Origin of the sequence: Bacillus piscicola (assembly GCF_022458745.1) — a bacterium.
GTDB lineage: Bacteria > Bacillota > Bacilli > Bacillales > Marinococcaceae > Alteribacillus_A > Alteribacillus_A piscicola.
This window is the reverse complement of record NZ_JAJJJF010000002.1, coordinates 485678-507894: the sequence shown is the minus strand read 5'-3', so window position 1 is coordinate 507894 and position 22217 is coordinate 485678. Positions and strand designations below refer to the sequence as shown.

At 45.7% G+C, this 22217-nt stretch carries 23 protein-coding genes; 21 read left to right on the top strand and 2 right to left on the bottom strand.

What is annotated here, in order from left to right:
- The first annotated feature begins 599 nt into the window (after positions 1-599).
- From LOR49_RS07165 to arsC, 3 genes are read left to right on the top strand one after another with little or no spacing between them, the layout of a single operon-like run.
- Positions 600-944 (top strand): ArsR/SmtB family transcription factor, encoded by a 345-nt coding sequence (locus LOR49_RS07165; protein ID WP_240375607.1) that lies wholly within the window; start codon positions 600-602, stop codon positions 942-944.
- 14 nt (positions 945-958) lie between these two features.
- On the top strand, positions 959-2257 hold the full coding sequence (locus LOR49_RS07160) for an arsenic transporter (RefSeq protein WP_240375606.1): 1299 nt from the start codon (positions 959-961) through the stop codon (positions 2255-2257).
- A 27-nt stretch (positions 2258-2284) separates the two neighbouring features.
- The gene (gene arsC, locus LOR49_RS07155; RefSeq protein WP_240375605.1) at positions 2285-2704 is read left to right on the top strand and encodes an arsenate reductase (thioredoxin); all 420 of its coding nucleotides are present in this window, start codon (positions 2285-2287) and stop codon (positions 2702-2704) included.
- 64 nt (positions 2705-2768) lie between these two features.
- On the opposite strand, the gene LOR49_RS07150 is transcribed toward arsC, so the two are convergent.
- Complete coding sequence (locus tag LOR49_RS07150) at positions 2769-3350, bottom strand: LOG family protein (protein WP_240375603.1); 582 nt, start codon at positions 3348-3350, stop codon at positions 2769-2771.
- Positions 3351-4040: 690 nt separating this feature from the next.
- Between LOR49_RS07150 and LOR49_RS07145 the strand changes: the two genes are divergently transcribed.
- The 18 genes from LOR49_RS07145 to LOR49_RS07060 all read left to right on the top strand — a co-directional run bounded on the left by LOR49_RS07145 (position 4041) and on the right by LOR49_RS07060 (position 20889).
- Complete coding sequence (locus tag LOR49_RS07145) at positions 4041-4598, top strand: DUF3231 family protein (RefSeq protein ID WP_240375602.1); 558 nt, start codon at positions 4041-4043, stop codon at positions 4596-4598.
- A gap of 273 nt (positions 4599-4871) precedes the next feature.
- Complete coding sequence (folE, locus tag LOR49_RS07140; RefSeq protein ID WP_240375601.1) at positions 4872-5441, top strand: GTP cyclohydrolase I FolE; 570 nt, start codon at positions 4872-4874, stop codon at positions 5439-5441.
- Positions 5442-5468: 27 nt separating this feature from the next.
- The gene (mtrB, locus tag LOR49_RS07135) at positions 5469-5687 is read left to right on the top strand and encodes a trp RNA-binding attenuation protein MtrB (RefSeq protein ID WP_240375600.1); all 219 of its coding nucleotides are present in this window, start codon (positions 5469-5471) and stop codon (positions 5685-5687) included.
- Positions 5688-5952: 265 nt separating this feature from the next.
- Positions 5953-6738 (top strand): heptaprenyl diphosphate synthase component 1, encoded by a 786-nt coding sequence (locus tag LOR49_RS07130; protein ID WP_240375599.1) that lies wholly within the window; start codon positions 5953-5955, stop codon positions 6736-6738.
- A gap of 37 nt (positions 6739-6775) precedes the next feature.
- Entirely contained in the window at positions 6776-7498 is a 723-nt protein-coding gene (locus tag LOR49_RS07125) for a demethylmenaquinone methyltransferase (RefSeq protein WP_240375598.1), read from the top strand.
- A gap of 63 nt (positions 7499-7561) precedes the next feature.
- Positions 7562-8533 carry a heptaprenyl diphosphate synthase component II gene (gene hepT, locus LOR49_RS07120; protein WP_240375597.1) on the top strand — a complete coding sequence of 324 codons (972 nt, stop codon included), beginning with the start codon at positions 7562-7564 and terminating at the stop codon, positions 8531-8533.
- Between the two features lie 101 nt (positions 8534-8634).
- On the top strand, positions 8635-9078 hold the full coding sequence (ndk, locus tag LOR49_RS07115) for a nucleoside-diphosphate kinase (RefSeq protein ID WP_240375742.1): 444 nt from the start codon (positions 8635-8637) through the stop codon (positions 9076-9078).
- A gap of 354 nt (positions 9079-9432) precedes the next feature.
- Complete coding sequence (aroC, locus tag LOR49_RS07110; protein ID WP_240375595.1) at positions 9433-10605, top strand: chorismate synthase; 1173 nt, start codon at positions 9433-9435, stop codon at positions 10603-10605.
- A 1-nt stretch (position 10606) separates the two neighbouring features.
- Complete coding sequence (aroB, locus tag LOR49_RS07105) at positions 10607-11698, top strand: 3-dehydroquinate synthase (protein WP_240375593.1); 1092 nt, start codon at positions 10607-10609, stop codon at positions 11696-11698.
- Complete coding sequence (gene aroH / locus LOR49_RS07100) at positions 11695-12063, top strand: chorismate mutase (protein ID WP_240375591.1); 369 nt, start codon at positions 11695-11697, stop codon at positions 12061-12063. The genes aroB and aroH overlap by 4 nt, the downstream gene beginning before the upstream one ends.
- A gap of 608 nt (positions 12064-12671) precedes the next feature.
- Entirely contained in the window at positions 12672-14210 is a 1539-nt protein-coding gene (gene trpE / locus LOR49_RS07095) for an anthranilate synthase component I (RefSeq protein ID WP_240375590.1), read from the top strand.
- A complete protein-coding gene (gene trpD / locus LOR49_RS07090) occupies positions 14179-15204 on the top strand; it encodes an anthranilate phosphoribosyltransferase (RefSeq protein WP_240375589.1) in 1026 nt (341 codons plus the stop codon). Before trpE ends, trpD begins: the two co-directional genes overlap by 32 nt.
- Entirely contained in the window at positions 15197-15973 is a 777-nt protein-coding gene (gene trpC / locus LOR49_RS07085; protein ID WP_240375588.1) for an indole-3-glycerol phosphate synthase TrpC, read from the top strand. Before trpD ends, trpC begins: the two co-directional genes overlap by 8 nt.
- Complete coding sequence (locus LOR49_RS07080; RefSeq protein ID WP_240375586.1) at positions 15954-16595, top strand: phosphoribosylanthranilate isomerase; 642 nt, start codon at positions 15954-15956, stop codon at positions 16593-16595. The genes trpC and LOR49_RS07080 overlap by 20 nt, the downstream gene beginning before the upstream one ends.
- The gene (trpB, locus tag LOR49_RS07075; RefSeq protein WP_240375584.1) at positions 16588-17787 is read left to right on the top strand and encodes a tryptophan synthase subunit beta; all 1200 of its coding nucleotides are present in this window, start codon (positions 16588-16590) and stop codon (positions 17785-17787) included. The genes LOR49_RS07080 and trpB overlap by 8 nt, the downstream gene beginning before the upstream one ends.
- Positions 17784-18590: a tryptophan synthase subunit alpha gene (gene trpA, locus LOR49_RS07070; protein ID WP_240375583.1), complete on the top strand. Its 807-nt coding sequence runs from the start codon at positions 17784-17786 to the stop codon at positions 18588-18590. Before trpB ends, trpA begins: the two co-directional genes overlap by 4 nt.
- 45 nt (positions 18591-18635) lie before the next feature.
- Positions 18636-19733, top strand: a complete 1098-nt coding sequence (hisC, locus tag LOR49_RS07065) for a histidinol-phosphate transaminase (RefSeq protein WP_240375582.1) — start codon at positions 18636-18638, stop codon at positions 19731-19733.
- Positions 19734-19788: 55 nt separating this feature from the next.
- Positions 19789-20889: a prephenate dehydrogenase gene (locus LOR49_RS07060; protein WP_240375581.1), complete on the top strand. Its 1101-nt coding sequence runs from the start codon at positions 19789-19791 to the stop codon at positions 20887-20889.
- Between the two features lie 766 nt (positions 20890-21655).
- Here LOR49_RS07060 and LOR49_RS07055 read toward each other — a convergent pair.
- Positions 21656-21892, bottom strand: coding sequence for a hexameric tyrosine-coordinated heme protein (locus LOR49_RS07055; RefSeq protein ID WP_240375580.1), 237 nt, complete (start codon positions 21890-21892; stop codon positions 21656-21658).
- Positions 21893-22217 lie beyond the last annotated feature (325 nt).

Genomic DNA, 22217 nt, shown 5'->3' with positions numbered 1-22217 from the left:
TGCAAAAGCTAAACCATTATTCGCTACGGTTTTTATACCACCTTTAGCACTCCATATTCTATTAAAATAATCACAGATGAAAAAAGTGTGACAGGCAGATATTTAAAAAATGTCCTTTTAGGCAGGAACATAACCGTTGCCTATGATATAAGAATTAATCCGATAAGAAAGACGTTAGACATAGATGATAATCCCTCCCCGTTTTTTCTTATTTTTATCAAGGAGTCAAATATTTATACAATGGCCTTTGCTTCCAGCAGATAGTCTGTTGAACCAAAAAACACGGGTCATGAGAAAGGTGTTACGCTGGCCCAACTTCAAGAAAAGCTTCAAATTCATTCACTGAGAGTTTCAGGCACTTTGTCGGGATAGATGAAGAAAAATTGAAACTTTTGTTTTGTCATTGTCAACCGCACTATACTTCTCTCAAATTGTACGTGGTTCAATAACTGTACTGAATTATGAAATTGGCTCATGGATTTTTTTGTCAAAATCAATTGCGAATATAAGCATATGCTTATATACTAATGCTAGTTTCTTTCTAAGCCATAGTCTCTAGTAAAGCAAATGAACGCAAGTATAGGGGGAAGGTGACGTTCTTGGAAAAGTCCGTTTTACAGGTGGAACAAGCTGCGAGTGTGTTGAAGTTGTTGGGGGATAAAACGCGGTTAACGATGGTGGGCCTGTTGTTTCACCGGGAGTGTTGTGTCTGTGAGTTTGTGGAAATCTTGGATATGAGCCAGCCGTCCGTGAGTCAACATCTGCGAAAGCTCCGTGACGCAGGGCTGGTAAAGGAACGAAGAAAAGGACAATGGATTTTTTATTCATTACATAAGGGAAGCGACGTGTTTCCATTACTCGAGAGCCTTTTTACCTTTCTCCCGGATCAACAAGAAAAACTGGACACCCTAGAGGCGGAAGGGAAACGAATTGTTTGTGAGTAATGGAGGGTGATGAATTGAGTTCTGTACTTTTCGCATTATTAATTTTTCTTGTGACACTGGTGTTTGTCATTTGGCAGCCAAAAGGGCTTGGCATTGGTTGGACGGCTTGTGCGGGTGCGATCCTTGCTTTACTCGCGGGTGTTGTTGACTGGGGAGACGTTGCGACGGTGACCGGGATTGTTTGGAATGCGACGTTGACGTTTGTTGCTGTTATTCTGATTTCATTAATTTTAGACGAAATTGGCTTTTTTGAATGGTCTGCTTTACATATGGCCCGTATTGCGAGAGGCAATGGGCGGAGGATGTTTATTTATATTATCTTATTAGGAGCGGTCGTGTCCGCCTTTTTCGCAAATGACGGTGCGGCGCTTATTCTGACACCGATTGTGCTCGCGATGGTGCGCAATTTAAATGTTGAAGAGAAAATGATTTTGCCTTTTATTATGGCGAGCGGCTTTATTGCGGATACAGCGTCACTGCCCCTCATTGTCAGTAACCTGGTGAATATCGTTTCTGCGGACTTTTTTGGGATTGGCTTTGCCGAGTATGCTTCGCGGATGATTGTTCCGAACTTCTTTTCCATCGCTGCCAGTATCCTCGTCTTGTATTTATTTTTCCGTAAGAGCATTCCAGGAAACTATGATGTTCGTGAATTACGTGAACCTAAACAGGCGATTAAGGACGATAAAATGTTTCGTTTGTCCTGGGTCGTTCTCGCTGTCCTTTTAATCGGTTATTTTGGCAGTGAAGCCCTTCATATCCCGGTTTCAATTGTAGCTGGAATCATTGCGGTTTTCTTTATTATAATGGCACGAAGAAGTCCAGCGGTGCCAACGAAACAGGTGATCAAAGGCGCTCCCTGGGATATTGTCTTTTTCTCTATCGGGATGTATGTGGTCGTGTACGGGCTTCAGAATGCCGGGCTTACCAATATGCTTGCCGGTGCCATTCAGGCTGCCGCCGAGCAAGGATTGTTCACTGCGACCATCGCAATGGGCTTTATTGCCGCCATCCTCTCTTCGGTGATGAATAATATGCCGACGGTGATGATCGATGCGCTCGCAATCGCACAAACCAATGCAACAGGCGTGCTCAAAGAAGCTCTGATTTATGCAAATGTGATCGGTTCGGACTTGGGACCGAAAATAACCCCCATCGGTTCGCTCGCGACGCTCTTATGGCTTCATGTGTTGCGAACAAAAGGCGTGAAAATTTCCTGGGGTTATTATTTTAAAGTAGGGATCATTCTTACAATACCGACGTTGTTTATCACATTGGCCGGTTTATATCTATGGCTGATTATTATCACATAACCACTATGTACAAAGGAGGGATTTATCATGTCGAAACCGATTATTTATTTTTTGTGTACCGGGAATTCCTGTCGCAGCCAAATAGCAGAAGGATTCGGCCGGAAATATCTAGGGGATACCTACGACGTGTATTCGGCTGGTATCGAAGCGCACGGACTCAATCCGAAAGCAGTGGAGGCAATGGAAGAGAAACATATCAACATTTCCAATCAAGAATCGTCTCTCATTGACCAAGAGATTTTGAACAAAGCCGAGCGCGTCATTACACTTTGCGGGGACGCTAATGATAAGTGCCCCGTGACCCCGCCTCATGTAAAGCGGGAACACTGGGGCTTTGACGATCCGGCGAAAGCAACAGGGACAGAAGAAGAAAAATGGATAGTGTTTCAACGAGTGCGGGATGACATTGAAGCACGCATCCGTAAATTTGCGAAGGACGAAACATGAGAAAGAATCGCGCGTGTTCCTAAAATAAGGGACACGCGCGTTGTTTCAGTAGAAAGGGGATGATTTAGGTTTGGTCTTCTCTAATAAACGTTTTAACCGCAGGAGGTTCATACGTATCAAACTTATCGAGAAGAACATCGGGGGAGGAATCTACCACCGCCATCATACGGTATTTTTCCTGTAAAAACTGTTCTTCAATCATCTGGTTGAAAAAAGCGACGATAGGATCATAATACTGATTGATATTCAAGAGTCCGAAAGGTTTTTGGTGAAGGCCTAGTTGCGCCCATGTAAAAATTTCGACGAACTCTTCCAACGTTCCCGGCCCTCCTGGAAGTGCGATAAAACCATCGGCTAACTCGGCCATCTTCGCCTTGCGTTCGTGCATCGAATCAACGACAACCAGCTCGGTTACATGTTGGTGTGAAATTTCCCGGTCTTCGAGCATCTTGGGAATAATGCCGATCACTTCTCCGCCTTCTTCCAGGACAGCATCAGCCACTGCTCCCATTAAACCAACACTTGCGCCGCCATAAACGAGCGTGATCCCGCGCTGTGCCAATGCTTTCCCTAGAGCCTTCGCACCTTCCTGATAAACAGGAGAAGCACCGTAACTAGACCCACAAAAAACAGTTATTCGTTTCATACTAATCCCTCCTTGTAAAACTTGTTCCCCGCTTATTATATAAAAGGTCTGGAAAAACTAAAAATGATCATGGTTTTAAGTTCGATGTATTCGTTGGAGCCATAAAAGCGGAGAATGGCTAAAATAAAGGCATCATAGCCGTCGTATGACGTTGCCAAAATAGTGTTTAGGTAAAATAACAGCGCCAAAATGGTTCGATGGCGTCGTGAAAACGGAGTATTGGTAAGATAGAGGCGTCATAGTGTCCGTATGCAGCAGCGAAATTCAGCAAGTGTGAAAATAACGACGTCATAGACACTCTATGACGTCGTGAAATGGGAGAAACACAGAAATAGAGGCACCAAAGCCCTCGTATGAAGTCGTCAAAAACGTTGATTGTAAAAATAACAGCATCATAGCGGTTCGATGGTGTCGCGAAAACGGAGTATTGGTAAGATAGAGGCGTCATAGCGTTCGTATGCAGCAGTGAAATCCAGCAAGTGTGAAAATAACGACGTCATAAGGTCTTTGTGAGACCATGATATAGAAAAAACGATAAAGCAGAGGAAGCTCGGAACACGTATGCAGCTGTGAGCCGCAGCCTGAAGAACAGGACCATACACGCAACATTATAATAGGAAGAATGCATATTTTTTGACGGATGGTATATGATACTCCCTATTAATGACTTCAAAGAGGGGGGTATGTTTTGTGCCGAGTTTTACAAGTATCTTCAAAAACGCTGCGAATATTGTAGAGTCTTTAACCGATAACCATAAAGGCCCACTACATGTCGGTGAGGCTATGGCTTGCTGGACCTACTTTTCATTTTCATCGAGTATCATCCCCTATTTTGAGATAGGGATTAACACCACCTCAGATCCCGAACTCGCAAAATTATTACAAGAAGGGTTGAAAGTAGTCAAGTCTCACAAGCAAGAACTAGCCGAATTTATGAGAAAAGAAGGTGTTCCTTTATCAGAAGCGCCGGAGAGTAAACCGAACTCCAATGCAAACGATATCCCCCTGGGAGCTAAGTTCTCGGACAACGAACTAATCAATACGGTGAACCTTAATTTTGTTATTGCTGCCGATATGTGTGCCGCCTCAGCAAGTCAATGTCTTCGCCAGGATGCGGCGTTAATGTTCCTGAAATTCCAAACAGAGAAATTATCCCTTGGATTAAAATCCAAAACACTGATGCAACAAAACGGATGGCTTAAAATACCACCACCATATAATCCACCCGGCTCGCCTTCATCAGAATAATTATACTTAAAAACAAGAAACGCTGTCTTCTTACATTCGCAGGAGACCGTTTCGACAGTTTCCCGATCCAGGGACAGCTTCGACTTGACAGCTTGTCCCTTTTTCTCTTTTTATATGTATGTTGGCGTTTTTTACAGGGGTTATCCTCCCCTGGTTTTATTTGTTTACATAATAAAAATATCTGTGGCTCACAAGCGTCGATCTTTTGCTTTATACATACCCGTGTGCTAAAATTTTCAAAGATCATAAATTTGTCGAATGGGGGAAAAAAGAGTGCCAGCCTTTGACCATGAGAAGATAGAAAAAGCGGTACGTCTAATACTAGAGGCTGTAGGGGAAGATCCTGATAGAGAAGGTCTCCAGGACACGCCGAAACGGGTAGCAAGAATGTATGAAGAGGTATTCGCAGGACTTAACGAGGATCCTACTCATCACCTACAAACTGTTTTTGGAGAGGATCACGAAGAGCTCGTATTAGTGCGGGACATACCCTTTTACTCCATGTGCGAACATCACCTCGTCCCTTTTTATGGAAAAGCTCATATCGGGTATATTCCAAAAGGCGGAAAGGTCACCGGTTTAAGTAAACTGGCACGAACCGTGGATGCTGTTGCCAAAAGGCCGCAGCTGCAAGAAAGAATCACCTCCACGATCGCCAACTCGATTGTAGAAACATTAGAGCCGCACGGTGTCATCGTTGTCATCGAGGCGGAACATATGTGTATGACAATGAGAGGTATTAAAAAGCCAGGTTCAGAGACGGTCACGTCAGCCGTACGTGGGGTTTTTGAGAAAGACAGTGCCGCGCGTGCAGAAGTACTTTCACTCATTAACAGGTCTTAATGAAAAATACAAAGGCAGGTGCTGAAGATGACCAACAAAGATGATTTCTTTGTTATAAAAGCAGAGGAGGACGGCGTAAACGTTATCGGCCTCACTCGTGGTACCGATACAAGGTTTCATCACTCCGAAAAGCTCGATAAAGGAGAAGTGATGATTGCTCAGTTTACGGAACATACATCAGCCGTCAAAATAAGAGGTAAAGCCGTCATCCAAACGAGCCACGGGGAAATGAAGACAGAGGGATAAACAACCGCTGTAAGGCGGAATGATCATAAACGGAAGATATAAGAGAAATACGTACAGGGATAATCGGTTATGTTTGCGGAAAGATTAGGTTCTGCACGCTTCTTTTCTATGCTATAATTACATCGTTAAAAAACCGAACAAGCATTACATCATCATGTTTGTGCTTTTTTTCGGTGTAATTTCTTACTTTCAAGGGAAGACGTAAAGTAAGCTAACCTACTTGGAGGTAACACTGTATCTATTGAGTAATGGGGGGACGTCAAGCATGTTAGAGCTAGAACAAGAAACGACCGAAATCCAACACATTCAACGCATTTTCGACGGTAAGACGGCCCACCACTATTTAAATAAATATATAGACCCGCCGGAAATAGAGAAGGATATCATCTTTTTTTTATGGGAGGCAATGCGGACTGCCTCTGTGTCTGCAGTGGAAAAGAGAGAACAAATTTTAGCTGCTCTTTTTATACACGCCGCTTTCGAGACTCACGAAAAGGTAGAAACCGGCCGGCATGTGAAGCATGGAATTAAGCATCGGCAGCTTGCCGTTTTAGCTGGAGACTTTTTTAGCAGCCTTTATTATTCCATGTTAGTAGATAACGGACACGTCAAGATCCTTCCGATTTTCAGCGATTCCATTCAAAAAATAAATGAACAGAAAATGAGTCTGCACTTCTGTGAGTATAAGGAAGAAGAAGAGCTTTTGGAAAGCCTGCGCTCTGCAGAAGGCAGCCTTGTTGCCAACATTGCCGCTTATTACGGAAAAGAGGGATTGGGGACGCTCGCCAAAACGTATTTTCTTTTAAAGAAAATGTATAGGGAAAGAGAAAGAGAACAGGATAAACATTTGTCTTCCTTTGCAGAAGGGATCTATAGTTTTGTGGAAGGAAGAAGGGCGGATATTGTGTCGGAATGGCCGCCGCCGCAAACAAAAAGCTTTCTTGATGAACAGATCCGATCGCAACAAGCAGAACTGTCTCGACAGCTTAAAACTTCCGTTTGTCACAAAAACACCCCCCTCTTTCGAAGGCTGAAGGCTATTCTTTCATAAGAGACGCGTTCCCGGGATTACAAGAGAGGAAGGGACTATGGATAAGCATACAAAAGAAGAAAAAGTCCATGACGTATTTGAAAATATTTATGATAAATATGATTACATGAACTCGGTTATTAGTTTTCAACTACATAGGCTGTGGCGGAAAGACACCATGAAGCACATGGCCGTCCGTCCTGGCAGCAGTGCTCTCGATATTTGTTGCGGAACAGCAGACTGGACGATACAGCTGGCGCAAGCGGCGGGGCCCGGTGGATCCGTAACCGGCATCGATTTTAGCCACAACATGCTGTCGATCGGCAGGCGTAAAATCAAGGAACTCGGTATCGAAAACGTGGAATTGGTGGAAGGGAACGCGATGAGCCTTCCCTATGACGACAATTCTTTTGACTACGTGACGATCGGGTTTGGCCTGCGTAACGTTCAGGATTACCAAACCGTCTTAGAGGAAATGCACCGGGTATTGAAGCCGGGCGGACTGGCGGTCTGTCTGGAAACATCACAGCCGGAACAAAAAGCTTTTAAAAAGCTGTATTCGTTCTATTTTCGTCGTCTTATGCCGCTGTTAGGGAAATATTTAGCCGGCAGCTATGATGAATATTCTTGGCTGCAACAATCGACTATGTCTTTTCCAAACAAAAACTTATTAACCTTTTTATTTGCAGAAGCTGGGTTTCAAAAGGTAGCTGTCAAGTCTTATTCTCTCGGTGCAGCTGCCAGTCATTTTGCGAGAAAACAACCTGTACGTACGAACTAAAGCGCCATAGTAACTCAGGCTGGCCAGAAACGGGGTGCAATATTTATTTTGAAGGTGGATACAATGAAATTGGCGGACTTATATTTGTTTTTAAGAACAGATATAAATAAAATAGAAAAAGAACTGGAACGGTCCGTGAAATCGGAACAATCCCTATTAAATGAAGCATCCCTTCATTTGCTGCGCGCAGGCGGAAAGCGAATTCGGCCGGTTTTTGTTATGTTGAGCGGCAAATTTGGCCATTATGATATAGAGAAAGTGAAACACATTGCGGTTGCATTAGAACTTATACATATGGCCTCGCTCGTTCACGACGACGTCATTGACGACGCGGAGCTGAGGCGGGGGAAGAAAACGATAAAAGCGAAATGGGACAATCGCACGGCGATGTATACAGGCGATTACATCTTCGCGAAAGCCGTTGAAAAAGCAGCGTTCTATAAAAATAAAAAAGTTCATTCGGTTCTTTCTAAAGCGATGGCTGAGATTTGTATTGGCGAAATTGAGCAGATTCGTGATCAATTTAACTGGGACCAGCAGTTAAAAACCTATTTACGCCGGATCAAAAGAAAAACAGCTTCGCTTATTGCGATCAGCTGCCAGCTTGGGGCGATCAGCGCCGGTGCCTCTGAAGAAAACCAGTCCCACTTATTTCGGTACGGTTATAACGTGGGCATGTCCTATCAGATCATCGATGATATTCTTGATTTTATCGGCACAGAAGAAGAGCTCGGCAAGCCCGCCGGTGGAGATTTGCGCCAAGGAAATGTTACCTTGCCCGCCCTGTATGCGATGTGTCAAGATAATTCCGTAAAACGTGACATCCATGACATCTTGCAGTCCGATCAGGCGTCAGAAGAAAACGTTTTGGACTTGCTGGAAAAGATCAAGACATCAGGAGGCATCGAGTACGCCCGCAAACTCAGTAAACGATATTTGCAAAAAGCATTTTCTGCTTTAGAAGAACTTCCCGACATACCAGCTAAAAGCTCACTCGAAGAAATAGCCATGTACATAGGCGGCCGCAATTATTAGAGGCAGATTGCTAACATTATCCTGATCTGTTATAATCGTGAAGGTTAAAAATGTCCGAATGTGACGACTATACATAGAAAAAGAAGAAAGAGGGATAAATGATGGAAAAAACATTTATTATGGTTAAACCTGACGGAGTTCAACGTAATTTGATTGGAGAAATTGTACAGCGTTTTGAGAAAAAAGGTTTCACCCTCTGCGCTGGTAAATTAATGCAAATCCCAACTGAACTGGCAGAAGAACATTACGGCGAACATAAGGACAAGCCTTTCTTCGGCGAGCTCACATCCTTTATTACATCCGGCCCCGTATTTGCCATGGTGTGGGAAGGCGACAACGTCATTAGCACCGCCCGTAAAATGATGGGAGCAACTAACCCAAGCGACGCAGAAGTAGGTACAATCCGCGGCGACTATGGTGTGCAAGTAGGCATGAACATCATCCACGGCTCCGACTCCCCAGAAAGCGCAGAACGTGAAATCGGTCTCTTCTTCAACAAAGAAGACCTGATCGACTACAAAAAAACCATCTCTGAATGGGTATAAAGGTACAATGAGCACCAACCGGTCAAACCGGGGTTGATACCATTTATCAAACACCTAACGTCTTTCGCTCTTTAGTGGAAGGCGTTCGGTTTTTATATAGACAGAGTGGGTGACACCCACCGAAGGTCTGACTCGCCTGCAGTGGAAATCAACCGTTCTATGCTATGCGATATTTAATCATAAATTTTATATGATTGTTCGCATTTATGCCCTAATGAATCATTTGTGAAATTGTTACCACCTTGTTTTTAGTTGAAATCTATTAAAAATCCCCATCATAAAAAGCAAATATGTTATCATTTAATGCATAAACGCGCTAAAGTGAACCGGAAGCATGGAAGAGGAGTGGAAGAAATGAGGTATTTAACATCAGGGGAATCGCATGGCCCCCAACAGACAACAATTATTGAAGGACTTCCTGCCAATATGGAGCTGCTTGAAGAAGACATTAATGTCGAGTTAAAAAGGCGGCAAGGCGGACACGGCAGAGGCCGCCGCATGCAAATAGAAAAAGATACAGTGCGGATCTTAAGTGGAGTCCGGCACGGTAAAACAACCGGAGCCCCTGTTACGTTAGTTGTCGAAAACGACGATTTCAAAAGCTGGACCAAAATCATGGGCTCCCAGCCGTTAACAGAAGAGGAAGAAAAGGAAGTGAAACGTAAAATCAGCCGGCCGCGTCCGGGTCATGCTGACTTAAACGGTGCGATTAAATACGGCCACCGTGATATGCGAAACGTCCTGGAGCGCTCGTCCGCCCGGGAGACGACAGCGCGTGTCGCTGCAGGTGCTGTTGCCAAAAAAGTTCTCAAAACATTCGGCATTGAAGTCGGTGGACAAGTCCTCGAGATCGGCGGCATTAAAGCAAAAGATACGAGCTACAAGGATATTTATGACTTGAAAGAACGAACCGAAAATTCCCCGGTTCGCTGTTTAGATAAAGAGGCAGAACCCAAGATGATGCAGGCAATCGACGACGCTAAAAAAGACGGTGATTCGATTGGCGGTGTCGTTCAGACGGTCATCACCGGCGTGCCGACAGGGCTCGGAAGCCACGTTCACTATGATCGTAAACTCGATGCGCGGATTGCGAGAGCCGTCGTCAGTATTAATGCCTTTAAGGGAGTTGAAATCGGCATCGGCTTTGAAGCAGCGTCTCTTCCAGGAAGCCAGGTTCATGATGAAATTATTTGGGATAAGGAAACAGGTTACTCTCGTAAAACAAATAACCTTGGCGGCTTTGAGGGCGGTATGACGACAGGAATGCCGGTCGTTGTCCAAGGTGTTATGAAACCGATCCCGACTCTCTATAAACCATTAAACAGTGTCGATATTGAGTCAAAAGAACCGTTCGCCGCGAGTATTGAACGCTCTGACAGCTGTGCGGTCCCAGCGGCATCGGTCGTGATGGAGAACGTCGTTGCCATTGAAGTGGCGGCTGCGTTACTGGAGACGTTTGGCTCTGACCGCGTGGAAGCAATCGCGAGAAATATCGAAGAACATAACCGCTGGGCGAGGGAGTTTTAAGATGGAGGAAGTAATCGTCGCGACAGATACAACTTCCTATCCGGTTTACATCGGGAAGGGCCTTCTTCGTGATGCTGCTGCCATGCTGCGTAACGTTTTAAACGGGAGGAGTAAAGCTCTGATCGTAACAGATGAGACGGTTGCACCGCTGTATGGGGACGATTTGTTAAAATCGCTGGAAGTGGTGATCCCAGTCGCGATGCATATCGTCCCGGCAGGCGAAAGTTCTAAATCGATGGCGGTGTATGAACAGGTACTGACAGCTTGTATGAAAGAAGGGCTGGACCGGAAGTCGATCATCATTGCTCTTGGCGGCGGTGTGATCGGCGATTTAGCCGGATTTGCGGCTGCCACGTACATGCGCGGCATCCCTTTCGTTCAAGTGCCGACCACTTTGCTCGCACAAGACAGCAGTGTCGGCGGGAAAACAGGTATTAATCATGAACTGGGTAAAAACTTAATCGGCGCCTTTCATCAGCCCGAAGCAGTTCTTTATGACACGGAAACATTGTCCAGCCTGCCTGACAAGGAATGGCGTTCCGGCTTTGCTGAAATGGTCAAACATGCGTATATAAAAGATCCGGAATTTTTGGCTTGGCTGAAAGAAAATGTCCACAGTGAAGCTGATATAAAAAAAGATCACATTCGCGGGTTTTTAAAGCGTTCGATTTCGATCAAAGCCGACATTGTAAAGCAAGATGAGAAGGAGTCCGGCGTAAGAGCCTTTTTGAATTTTGGTCATACGCTTGGCCATGCCCTCGAAAAAATAACCGGCTACGGCGAACTGACACACGGAGAAGCAGTCGCTTGCGGCATGATTTTTGCAATGAGAGTAAGTAATGAGCTCAGCTTGTCTTCATGGGATATTGCCGAGGAAGCGAGCTGGCTGCAGGCTCTTGGCTACCCGGTTGATGCAGCCGATCGTTTTACGGCGGATGAACTTATTACCATTATGAAGCATGATAAAAAAGCAAACGCTGGTGATATTACTTTTGTGCTGCTCAGGGAAGTTGGCCAGCCGTTTTTGCAAACAGTGGAAGAAAGATTGTTACATTCCTTATTAACGCAAGCAGGATGGGGGGACAAAGCATGATTCGAGGGGTACGTGGGGCCACTACTATTTCAGAAGACCGAGAAGAAGAGATTGTAAGCGCAACAACAGAACTGTTAGCGGAAATGATCGAAGCGAACAGCTTAGAAGCAGAGTCCGTTTCCAATATCTGGTTTACCGTAACAGCTGACATAAAAGCCGCATTTCCTGCTAAAGCAACCCGCCAGTTTCAAGGATGGGAATACGTCCCGGTAATGTGCGCGCAAGAAATACCGGTACCAGGAAGCCTGCCACTATGCATCCGCGTCATGCTCACCGCAGACATCGCAGGCGCACAATCAGAAGTGAAACACATTTACTTACGCAAAGCCACCCGGCTGCGACCCGATTTATCCCAAACAAAATGAGTCTCATTTTATCAGTGAATCGGTTTCATAAGTGATTTAATTTAACGAGGAACAGCACGAGCTGAAGATCCACTTGGTAAAGGGTTTTACTTTACCATGTTAGCTGAAGCGTTGCCCGCGGCTAAGAAGACACAGTGAGAACGAGCGTGAGCGAAGTTTCGAACTGATGTCGCGCTTGTGCCTGAAGGTGAAAGCGTCCGCCCAGAGCGATTGGAAGTTGGTTGTAGATGTGTAAAAACAAAGTATTGAAAGTATTGTTCTTATAACCATTTAGAGAAAAACGTGACGCATACACTCATTAATTTACCGTTGACAAAAGAGAAATAAACCGTGTAAACTAAAATTAGATTATTTGAGCCGAGTATAGAGTGAACGAAGTTTAGAGATTACGACTTTAATAAATAAGTATAGCATAGTTGAGTGCAGTTGAGAGAGAAGAGCAGAGAACAGTTGAGCGGAGTCCTATTTGAATTTCCGTCAGCCTGAAACTGGTCGTTTCAGGCTTTTTATAGTTCATTTTCTTCACGTGCTTTCGCCTGCCCAAGGTGGCAGCACTCCTTTCTCTCTTTCCTCCTGCTCTCTTCTTAAAATAGAAGAGGTGAGCGTATATGTCCGAGACATCTTTCCGTTCCTATGAGGAACAAACCTTTCAGTATAAAATGGTTCCCTATGTAAGACGTTTTTTTACCGATACGGTAACCCCGATCGAAATGTTTCAAAAGTTTCGTGAAGACGCCGTGTTTTTGCTCGAAAGTAAAGATGAAGGATCACCGTGGTCGCGTTTTTCCTTTATCGGCTTGACCCCCCGCTACACGATCAAAGGAAAAGGCGGTACTTATCAATTTACTGATGAAAAAAATGAAATTCTGTTAGAAAATGATGACCTGGCGCAGCTGTTTGATGAGGCGATTGCTTGGCTGAATCCAGGAACACTGCCGGGACCGATCCCATTTAAGGGCGGCGCTGTCGGCGTCATTCCCTACGACAGTGTTGATGACTTTGAAACGGAATTACAGACAGAACGGGACAAGGAACGGGAGGAAGACGTTCACTTCCTATTTTGCGAAACGCTTATTGCTATTGATCATGACACGAAGGAGATCACGTTTATTCACTTTGATGATGATCAAGTGTCAGATGCGGCCACTCGTTACGAACGCTGCCGACGAATAGTAACACAAAAGATGCAGCAATTCACGGCAGGCATCAAGGAAGAAGCGTTCATCTCTCCACTGGAGTTATTCGATGCAGCGGATTTTGAAAAAGTTGTCTCCAATTACCCGAAAGAGAAGTTTTTGCGAGATGTGGAGAAAATCAAGGAATACATTAAAGCGGGTGACGTGTTTCAGGCTGTATTATCGCAGTGCTTTGAAACGGAAATCACTGTTTCCGCTTTTGACATTTACCGGGCGCTGCGCATGATCAATCCGTCTCCGTATTTATTTTATTTAAAGCTCGGGGAGACCGAAGTCGTCGGCAGTTCACCGGAGCGTTTAATCCAAGTGCAAGAGGAGCATGTGGAAATCCACCCCATCGCAGGTACGAGAAAACGGGGCAGAAATGCAGCGGAAGATGACCTTCTCAGCGAGGACCTTTTACAGGACGAAAAAGAAATCGCCGAGCATTATATGCTGGTAGATCTTGCCCGTAATGATGTAGGACGGGTGTCGCAATATGGATCGGTGGAAACGCCAGTACTTCTTGAAATCGGTAAATTTTCGCACGTCATTCATATTATTTCGAAAGTAACGGGGAGACTGTCGGCTGAGATGCGGCCGATTGAAGCGCTTGAAGCTTCATTTCCTGCTGGAACGGTCTCCGGGGCGCCGAAATTCCGGGCAATGGAAATCATTAAAGAGTTGGAGCCCGACCGACGCGGGATTTACGCCGGGGCTGTCTGTTATCTCGGGTATGACGGCAATATTGATTCCTGTATCGCGATCCGGACGATGATCGTGAAAAACGGCAAGGCACGCGTGCAAGCTGGGGCCGGGATCGTGGCCGACTCGGTACCGGAAAATGAATTTCAAGAGACGCAAAACAAAGCCGCGGCCTTATTGAAGGCAATTGAAGCAGCGGAAAGCATGTTTGGTTCGAAGAGGGAGGAGCGAAAGAATGATGAAAGATATATTGAACGCGTGTATTGAAGGGAAAACACTCACAGAAATAGAAGCGAAAACGGTAATGGACGATATCATGGCGGGTAAGGCAACCCAAAGCCAGATTGCGAGCTTCCTTACAGTGTTGCGTTTTCGCGGTGAAACAGTCGAGGAAATGACTGGTTTTACCAGATCGATGCGCGATCACGTTGTTACCATTCCTCATACCGAATCATTTGTTATCGATACGTGTGGGACTGGGGGAGACAAAAGCTCGACCTACAACATTTCGACTGCTTCCGCGATCGCTTTGTCTGCTTTCGGGATTAAGGTGGCCAAACACGGCAACCGTTCTGTCTCCTCGAAAAGCGGCAGTGCCGATGTCATGGATGAGCTTGGGCTCGGTGTGCAAACCGATCCTCTAGAGGCGGCGTCGGCTCTTCGTGAGAAAAACATGACGTTTCTATTTGCTCCGCTTTACCATACGGCGATGAAGCATGCTGTATCGCCGCGAAAAGAAATCGGGTTTCGTACGATCTTTAATATCCTCGGTCCGCTTACCAATCCTGCGAATGCAGGAGCGCAGGTCGTGGGGGTATTCGATAAACAGTACGGTTTGAAAATGGCACAAACCCTTCAGCGGCTCGGAACAGAGCGGGCGCTGTTCGTAACCGGGGAAGACGGCTTAGATGAAGTGACCATAACCGGCAGAACACATATCACGGAGTTGGCAGGCGGCGAGATCCAGCAGTATACGATTTCTCCTGAGGAGTTAGGTCTTGCAAGCGCGGGAATCCAGCCGGCCCAGGTGAATAATGCGGCGGAGAGTGCTCACTTGATAAAAAATATTTTTCAAGGAAATACAAAAGGTGCGGCAAAAGATATTCTTATCATGAACGTTGCTGCGGGTCTTTACGTTGCGAATGCTGCATCTTCTTTAAAGGAAGGTGTCCATGAAGCAAACGCAGCCATTGAAAACGGAACGATCCTGCAGAAATTGACTGATTTGCAAAAAGAAAAGGTGGAAAAACAGCATGCTTAACAAAATTATTAGGACAAAAAAAGAAGAAATTACGCAAGTAAGGATGCCGGAAGCCGTAAATGTTCACCGCTATTCCCTAAAGAGCGCTCTGCAAAAGAGAGAAAATGACATTCAAGTGATCGCCGAAGTGAAAAAAGCATCCCCGTCAAAAGGATTGATCCGTTCTAATTTCGATCCGGTTCAGATTGCAGAAGGGTACGAAAAAGGTGGAGCGGCTGCGATCTCTGTCTTAACGGATACGGACTATTTTCAGGGGCATCGCGATTATTTAACGGCTGTTAAAGAGCGCGTATCTGTTCCTGTATTACGAAAGGATTTTATCATTGATGCCATTCAGATTGAAGAAAGCGTCCGGATCGGGGCGGATGCGATTTTGTTAATTGCGGCCGCACTCGAGACCGAACAGCTGCATGAATTGTATGAAGCTGCTCATGAAAGCGGTTTGGAAGTCCTAGTGGAATTTCATACCGAGAGTGAACTCGAACGGGTGCTGAATAAGTTCAAACCTGCTATAATTGGCGTTAACAACCGTGATTTACACACATTTGAGACGTCCCTTCACACGACAGAACAGTTGCAGGCCTTTGTGCCGCCGGAAAGCGTGTTGGTGAGTGAGAGCGGCATTCATACGCATGAAGATCTTCAAATCGTTAAACGTGCCGGCGCGAAAGCCGTTCTCGTCGGGGAGTCCTTAATGAGGCAGGACGATGTGTCAGAAGCCGTTCGTTCATTAAAAGGGGAAGAGATCCATGGCTCCTCCTTATCTTAAGTTGTGTGGGCTTCATTCAGAAGAAGATGTGATCACGGCAAATCACTCGAGGGCGGATTACGTCGGGTTCGTAATGGCAGAAAGCAAGCGCAAGGTCCACCCAAACGAAGCTGCTTCCTGGCTTGACAGGCATAAGCTGCCTGGTAAGAAGGTGGCAGCTCTTTTTGTAAACGCACCGCTTCACGAAATAAGGAGTTCGGCAGCTGTTTTACATCCTGATATTATTCAGCTGCATGGAGCCGAATCTCCAGAAGAAGCAGGAGAAGTGAAAGAGGTCACCGGGACAATCGTCTGGAAAGCATTGCCCCACGACGAGTACACGCTTGACAAAATGAAAAAATACTTGCCGTTCGTGGACGGTTTCGTGATCGATGCAAAAGTAAAAGGTGCCTGGGGAGGAACGGGAAAAAGTTTTGACTGGGGACACGTGCCTCGCTACGTCCAATTCGGTAAGGACGAGCGGATACCTGTTTTGATTGCAGGCGGTATTACTCCCGCTAATATTGAAAATCTTCTTTCCTACCATCCTTGGGGGATTGATCTCTCAAGCGGTATTGAACAGAATGGTAAGAAAGATAAACATTTAATACATGAGTTAGAAAAGAGGCTAAACGATGATTAGTGCTTACCCAGATAAAAATGGCCGCTTCGGTACATTTGGCGGTCAGTTTGTTCCTGAAACGTTAATGTATGCATTAGAAGAACTAGAGCAATCCTTTCAAGAGGCTTGGAATGATCGTGATTTTATGGATGAATATACGCACACACTCGCGGAATACGCCGGACGTCCGACTCCGCTCACGTTTGCGGAACGGATGACAGAGAAGCTCGGCGGGGCGAAAATCTATTTAAAAAGAGAAGACCTGCTTCATACAGGGGCGCATAAATTAAATAACGCCGTTGGACAGGCATTGCTCGCCAAAAGAATGGGAAAAACGAAAATAGTAGCAGAAACCGGTGCCGGCCAGCACGGCGTGGCGGCCGCGACCGTCTGTGCCCGCTTAGGCCTCGAGTGCAAAGTATTTATGGGCGAGGAAGACATGCGCCGCCAAGCGTTAAATGTATTTCGGATGGAATTGCTCGGGGCTGAAGTCGTTCCGGCTGTTTCCGGGAGCAAAACGTTAAAAGATGCGACCAATGAGGCGATACGCTACTGGGTGGCAAACGTGGAAGATACGTTCTATTTAATTGGTTCCGTCGTCGGGCCGCACCCGTATCCGCGTATTGTTCGCGATTTTCAACGTGTCATTGGCGATGAAACAAAACGCCAGTTTCAAGAAAAGGAAGCGACCCTTCCGGATGCAGCCGTTGCGTGTGTCGGCGGCGGCAGCAACGCGATGGGAATGTTTTATCCTCTCTTAGAGGACGACGTGAAGCTGTACGGGGCAGAAGCTGCTGGTAAAGGACTCGCCACGGACAAACACGCGGCGACGATTACGAAAGGGACAAAAGGGGTGATCCACGGCTCGCTTACGTATTTGATACAAGACGAACACGGGCAGATTACTGAGCCGTACTCGATTTCAGCCGGCTTAGACTATCCGGGAATCGGGCCGGAACACGCTTATTTATCTGAAAGCGGACGGGTTGATTATGAAGGCGTAACCGATCAAGAAGCGCTAGCTGCTTTGTCGGTGTTGACGAGAACCGAGGGCATTCTTCCGGCCATTGAATCAGCACACGCCCTTCATCTCGCCTTTGAAAAAGCAAAAACGATGAAGAAAAGCGAATCTATTGTGATTTGTTTATCAGGGCGCGGTGACAAAGATGTGAATTCAATAAAAGAAGCAATGGAAAAGGAGTCGGGAGAATGAGCAGAAAAAACGTATATGAAGCAGCTGCAACAGCAGAATATCCCCTGTTTATTCCCTTTATTATGGCAGGAGATCCCGATGCGGAAACGACGATTGAGTTAGCGCTTGCGATGGAGGAAGCAGGTGCCCATATTTTGGAACTTGGTATTCCTTACTCGGATCCGTTGGCGGATGGGCCGGCCTTGCAGCGCTCGGCACTGCGGGCGTTAAAGCAAGGAATGAATTTGCGGGCCGCTATGAATCTTGTACCCGCCATGCGGCAAAGAGGATTAAGCATTCCAGTCATTATTTTCACGTATTACAATCCAGTGCTGCAAATGGGCGAGACGGCATTTTTAGACTATGCCAAGGAGGTCGAGGCGGACGGGGTGTTAATCCCGGACCTTCCTTTTGAAGAAAGTGAAAAGGTAAATGCGCATGCGAAAGAGAGGGGACTTGTCAACATTTCCCTCGTAGCCCCGACGTCGTCTACACGCATCAAGAAAATAGCAGAACGGGCGGAAGGCTTTTTGTATTGCGTTTCAAGCTTAGGAGTTACGGGAACGAGGGAATCTTTTCCACCCGAGGCGTTTACGTTTATCGAAACGGTTAAACAAAACAGCGCTGTTCCGGTAGCAGTAGGATTTGGGATTTCAAAAAAGGAACACGTCAAAGGCCTTGCCGAAAGCTGTGATGGGGTGATCGTCGGCAGTGCCATCATGAGGCAGGTCGAGGAGCGTCTTGAGTCATTGACGGATAGTAAAGATAGGGAAAAGGCGTTAACGGAAATAAAAACGTTTGTCTCTTCGCTTATTTCGTCGTAACATAAGGAGAAGGTGAACTAATTTTCCGATGTGAGGTGCCAAGACATGAAAGTGAAAAAGCAATTATTAGGTATGGAGCCCTACCAGCCGGGCAAACCAATCGAAGAGGTCCAAAAAGAACTAGGGTTATCGGAAGTACATAAGTTGGCTTCGAATGAAAATCCATATGGCCCTTCCCCGCAAGCAATAGACGCGATGAAGCAGGCAGCCGCTCAGGCAGAAATTTATCCAGATGGATATGCGGCAGAGGTTCGCACGGCAGTAGCCGCGCATTTGAATGTAAGGCCGGAACAATTGTTATTTGGCGCGGGTTCGGATGAAGTTATCTTAATGCTGTGTCGGGCGATGTTAGGCCCGGAAACGAACACCGTTATGGCGACCCCATCCTTCTCTCAGTACAAGCATAACGCGGTGGTGGAAGGGGCAGAAATTAGAGAAGTGCCTCTAAAGGACGGGGCACATGATTTGGAGAGCATGCTGGAGAAAATCGATGAAAATACGCGAATCGTTTGGGTGTGCAATCCGAATAATCCATCTGGCACGTATACCACGAGAGATGAGTTCGAGCTGTTTTTAAAACGGGTTCCGGACGATGTTCTTGTCGTCTCCGATGAGGCTTACAAAGAGTATGTCACAGCGGAAGATTATCCGGATACACTTTCTTATTTAGACGATTACGATAATTTAATGATTCTACGGACCTTTTCAAAAGCGTACGGTCTTGCCTCGCTGCGCATCGGCTACGGTGTCGGAGCAGAAGACCTTATCGCGCTTCTTGACCCGATCCGTCCGCCGTTTAATACGAGTACAGCGGCTCAGGCTGCGGCGATCGCAGCGCTTGGCGATCAAGCGCATCTTGAGGAGTGCCGAGAGAAAAACAATCAGGGACTAAAGCAGTTTGAGGATTTTTGTAAGAAGCATGATCTCTCGTTTCTGCCGTCTCAAACAAATTTCATGTTGATGGAAACAGGAATACTCGGAAATGTTATGTTTGATGCGCTCCTAAAGAAAGGTTTTATCGTCCGCTCAGGCGAAGCACTTGGATTCCCGCGCGCGATCCGTGTGACTGTCGGAACGGATCGACAAAATCAACTCTTTTTAAAAGCGCTGGAAGAGTGCTTAGCAGAGCATCGTGCGAATTAACATATAATCATTTCTCGGCGTATGCCTCGGCAATAGCGAAAGAGAGGCCTTTGTAATGGAAAGAAAAATATGCATAATCGGTATGGGGCTTATTGGGGGATCCATAGCCCTATCTATTAAGAGAGAACACACCGCCCACATCACCGGAGTAGATATTAATGAAGAACAATTAAAGCTCGCATGTTCATTAGGCGTGATCGACGAGTGCGCAATGGATATGGAGGCGGGAATACAGGATGCTGACTTAATCATCTTAGCAGCACCCGTCACGAAGACAGAATCATTAATTGAAGAGATGAGCGGCCTACCTCTTAAAAAAGGCGCCATCATAACGGATGTAGGAAGCACGAAAACGAAGATCTTTGAAAAAGCGAAACAGTTATCGGAGCAAGAGGTAACCTTCATCGGAGGCCACCCGATGGCTGGTTCTCATAAGAGCGGCGTAGAGTCAGCGCGTGCTCACCTATTTGAAAATGCATTCTACATTCTAACTCCAAGTGAGCAGGCAAATGCCAATAAAATTATTCAATTACAAAATTGGTTGAAAGGAACGAAAGCACGGTTTATCGAAATGAAACCAGAGCAGCATGATAAGCTTGCCGGGTTGATCAGCCACCTTCCGCACATTGTGGCTGCTGGGCTTGTCCAGCAAGTAAGAGATGTAGAAAAAGAAGATGAACTGGTCTCACGGCTGGCAGCCGGCGGTTTTCGTGATATTACACGTATTGCGTCTGCAAGTCCCATCATGTGGAGAGACGTTCTTTTACATAACAAGAACACGATCTTATCGCTCTTGCGCCAATTTAAATTAGAGATTGGGCGTGTGGAAGAGATGCTCGATGCGGAGAATGGCGAGAAGATCTTTGAGTATTTTGCTACAGCGAAAGCGTTTCGTGATGGGCTGCCTTCCAGAGAAAAAGGCGCTATCCCGGCGTTTTATGATCTTTTTGTCGATGTCCCCGACCATCCCGGCGTCATTTCCGATGTGACCGGAATACTAGGGAAAGCAGGCATCAGCATTACGAATATCCGTATCATTGAGACAAGAGAAGACATCATGGGGGTCCTGCGCTTAACATTTCGTTCGGATGAGGACAGGGTAGAGGCGCGCCGCTATTTAGAGAACGCTTTGTACGATACGTACGTAACGGATTAAATCAGAGGACAGCGGTCAGTCGCACATGGCCGCTCCTTTCTTTTTTTCGTCTTCTTCTTGACATTTACACAATTTTCTTTATACTTAAAAGTAGCGTATGGTTTCTCTCCACTCCTATCCATACTCTTGAATGGAATAGCTTTTTGCTAACCCGATATGTAAGCGTTTACGCTGCGTGTCGGGTCTTTTTTTGTTTACGGTGACTTTGGCCGTGGCAGAGAAACCGCCGAAATTGCGACTGAGTCCAAATTTGCGGGAAACCATACTTAGACGGGATGCAACCACACTTCTGATCAAGAAACTCATACATGGGTGGAGAGGATCCAACCTTACCCGTGAAGGATCAAAACTCAGCGCGAAGCACCTCCTGTATGGCATCGTCAAATTAGGAAACCGTAGGAATAACGACGCCATAAAAGTTGGATGATACGGTGAAATGAGTAACATGCTAAAATAACGGCTCCATTGATAGGATATGCGGCTATGAAAGCAAGAAAGCGTTGAAATAACAACGTCATACGCATCTAATGAAGTCATGAAATGAGAGAACCAATGAAATAATGACGTCATAGTACTCATAGGAAGTCGTGAAACAAGCGGCATGCTAAAATAACAACCCCATAGCAATCCAATGAAGCTGCGAGAAGTGAAAAAATTGAAGCAATGGTTTTCATGTGTCGTCTAATACTTCTGAATTATGAATTGACGGAACAGTAGACGGGGTACATCCTTGAATTTACCCGTGAGAAGCATGAGGTGAATGGGTTTATTTCATTTTGGTATTCCAATAGTTGTTTGCAGCAGCTACTGTTTGGAAATGAATAGCGACAACCTGTGAAACGGATATGAGACTGTTGGCGTTTTTAGAATATTTCGGGCGCAGTTTTTTGCGAATATCTGCGGATGGTTGGGTATATTCCACACCCTTTTGCGCTAATGTAATGGCCAGTTCAAAGCCCTCTTGGGGTGTTTTCGTTTTCAAGTTATGAATCCAAGTTTCCATAACACGATCTCCTCCTTACATATTTTTAAATGTATGTTTGTTGAAGTAAAAAATGCGTTTTTCGCAACAGCTGTCAAACGCCTTGCAGTTAAAAATAACAATATCATGAGGTATTATGAGACTATGAAATTGAGAAAAGCACTGAAATAGTAACGTTTTAGGCAACCTACAAAGTCATGAAAAGAGAGAATGAAAAAGGTCGTCAATCAAGGATCACAGCCGATGCACTGGCCAACACCTTATGGTATGTGTCACTATTAGGAGATGATTAGAATAAATGAAAAGGAATGTCCGAAATGTCAGGGTACTGGATTTGGCGAAGGAG

Excerpts from the sequence above, each read along its gene's own strand:
- trpD (WP_240375589.1), top strand. The coding sequence starts at position 14,179 with ATGATGAAAGATATATTGAACGCGTGTATTGAAGGGAAAACACTCACA.
- trpC (WP_240375588.1), top strand. The coding sequence starts at position 15,197 with ATGCTTAACAAAATTATTAGGACAAAAAAAGAAGAAATTACGCAAGTA.
- LOR49_RS07125 (WP_240375598.1), top strand. The coding sequence starts at position 6,776 with ATGGATAAGCATACAAAAGAAGAAAAAGTCCATGACGTATTTGAAAAT.
- LOR49_RS07060 (WP_240375581.1), top strand. The coding sequence starts at position 19,789 with ATGGAAAGAAAAATATGCATAATCGGTATGGGGCTTATTGGGGGATCC.
- aroC (WP_240375595.1), top strand. The coding sequence starts at position 9,433 with ATGAGGTATTTAACATCAGGGGAATCGCATGGCCCCCAACAGACAACA.
- trpA (WP_240375583.1), top strand. The coding sequence starts at position 17,784 with ATGAGCAGAAAAAACGTATATGAAGCAGCTGCAACAGCAGAATATCCC.
- mtrB (WP_240375600.1), top strand. The coding sequence starts at position 5,469 with ATGACCAACAAAGATGATTTCTTTGTTATAAAAGCAGAGGAGGACGGC.
- LOR49_RS07055 (WP_240375580.1), bottom strand. The coding sequence starts at position 21,892 with ATGGAAACTTGGATTCATAACTTGAAAACGAAAACACCCCAAGAGGGC.
- aroH (WP_240375591.1), top strand. The coding sequence starts at position 11,695 with ATGATTCGAGGGGTACGTGGGGCCACTACTATTTCAGAAGACCGAGAA.
- hisC (WP_240375582.1), top strand. The coding sequence starts at position 18,636 with ATGAAAGTGAAAAAGCAATTATTAGGTATGGAGCCCTACCAGCCGGGC.
- ndk (WP_240375742.1), top strand. The coding sequence starts at position 8,635 with ATGGAAAAAACATTTATTATGGTTAAACCTGACGGAGTTCAACGTAAT.
- trpE (WP_240375590.1), top strand. The coding sequence starts at position 12,672 with ATGTCCGAGACATCTTTCCGTTCCTATGAGGAACAAACCTTTCAGTAT.
- LOR49_RS07130 (WP_240375599.1), top strand. The coding sequence starts at position 5,953 with ATGTTAGAGCTAGAACAAGAAACGACCGAAATCCAACACATTCAACGC.
- hepT (WP_240375597.1), top strand. The coding sequence starts at position 7,562 with ATGAAATTGGCGGACTTATATTTGTTTTTAAGAACAGATATAAATAAA.
- aroB (WP_240375593.1), top strand. The coding sequence starts at position 10,607 with ATGGAGGAAGTAATCGTCGCGACAGATACAACTTCCTATCCGGTTTAC.
- trpB (WP_240375584.1), top strand. The coding sequence starts at position 16,588 with ATGATTAGTGCTTACCCAGATAAAAATGGCCGCTTCGGTACATTTGGC.
- LOR49_RS07080 (WP_240375586.1), top strand. The coding sequence starts at position 15,954 with ATGGCTCCTCCTTATCTTAAGTTGTGTGGGCTTCATTCAGAAGAAGAT.
- LOR49_RS07150 (WP_240375603.1), bottom strand. The coding sequence starts at position 3,350 with ATGAAACGAATAACTGTTTTTTGTGGGTCTAGTTACGGTGCTTCTCCT.
- arsC (WP_240375605.1), top strand. The coding sequence starts at position 2,285 with ATGTCGAAACCGATTATTTATTTTTTGTGTACCGGGAATTCCTGTCGC.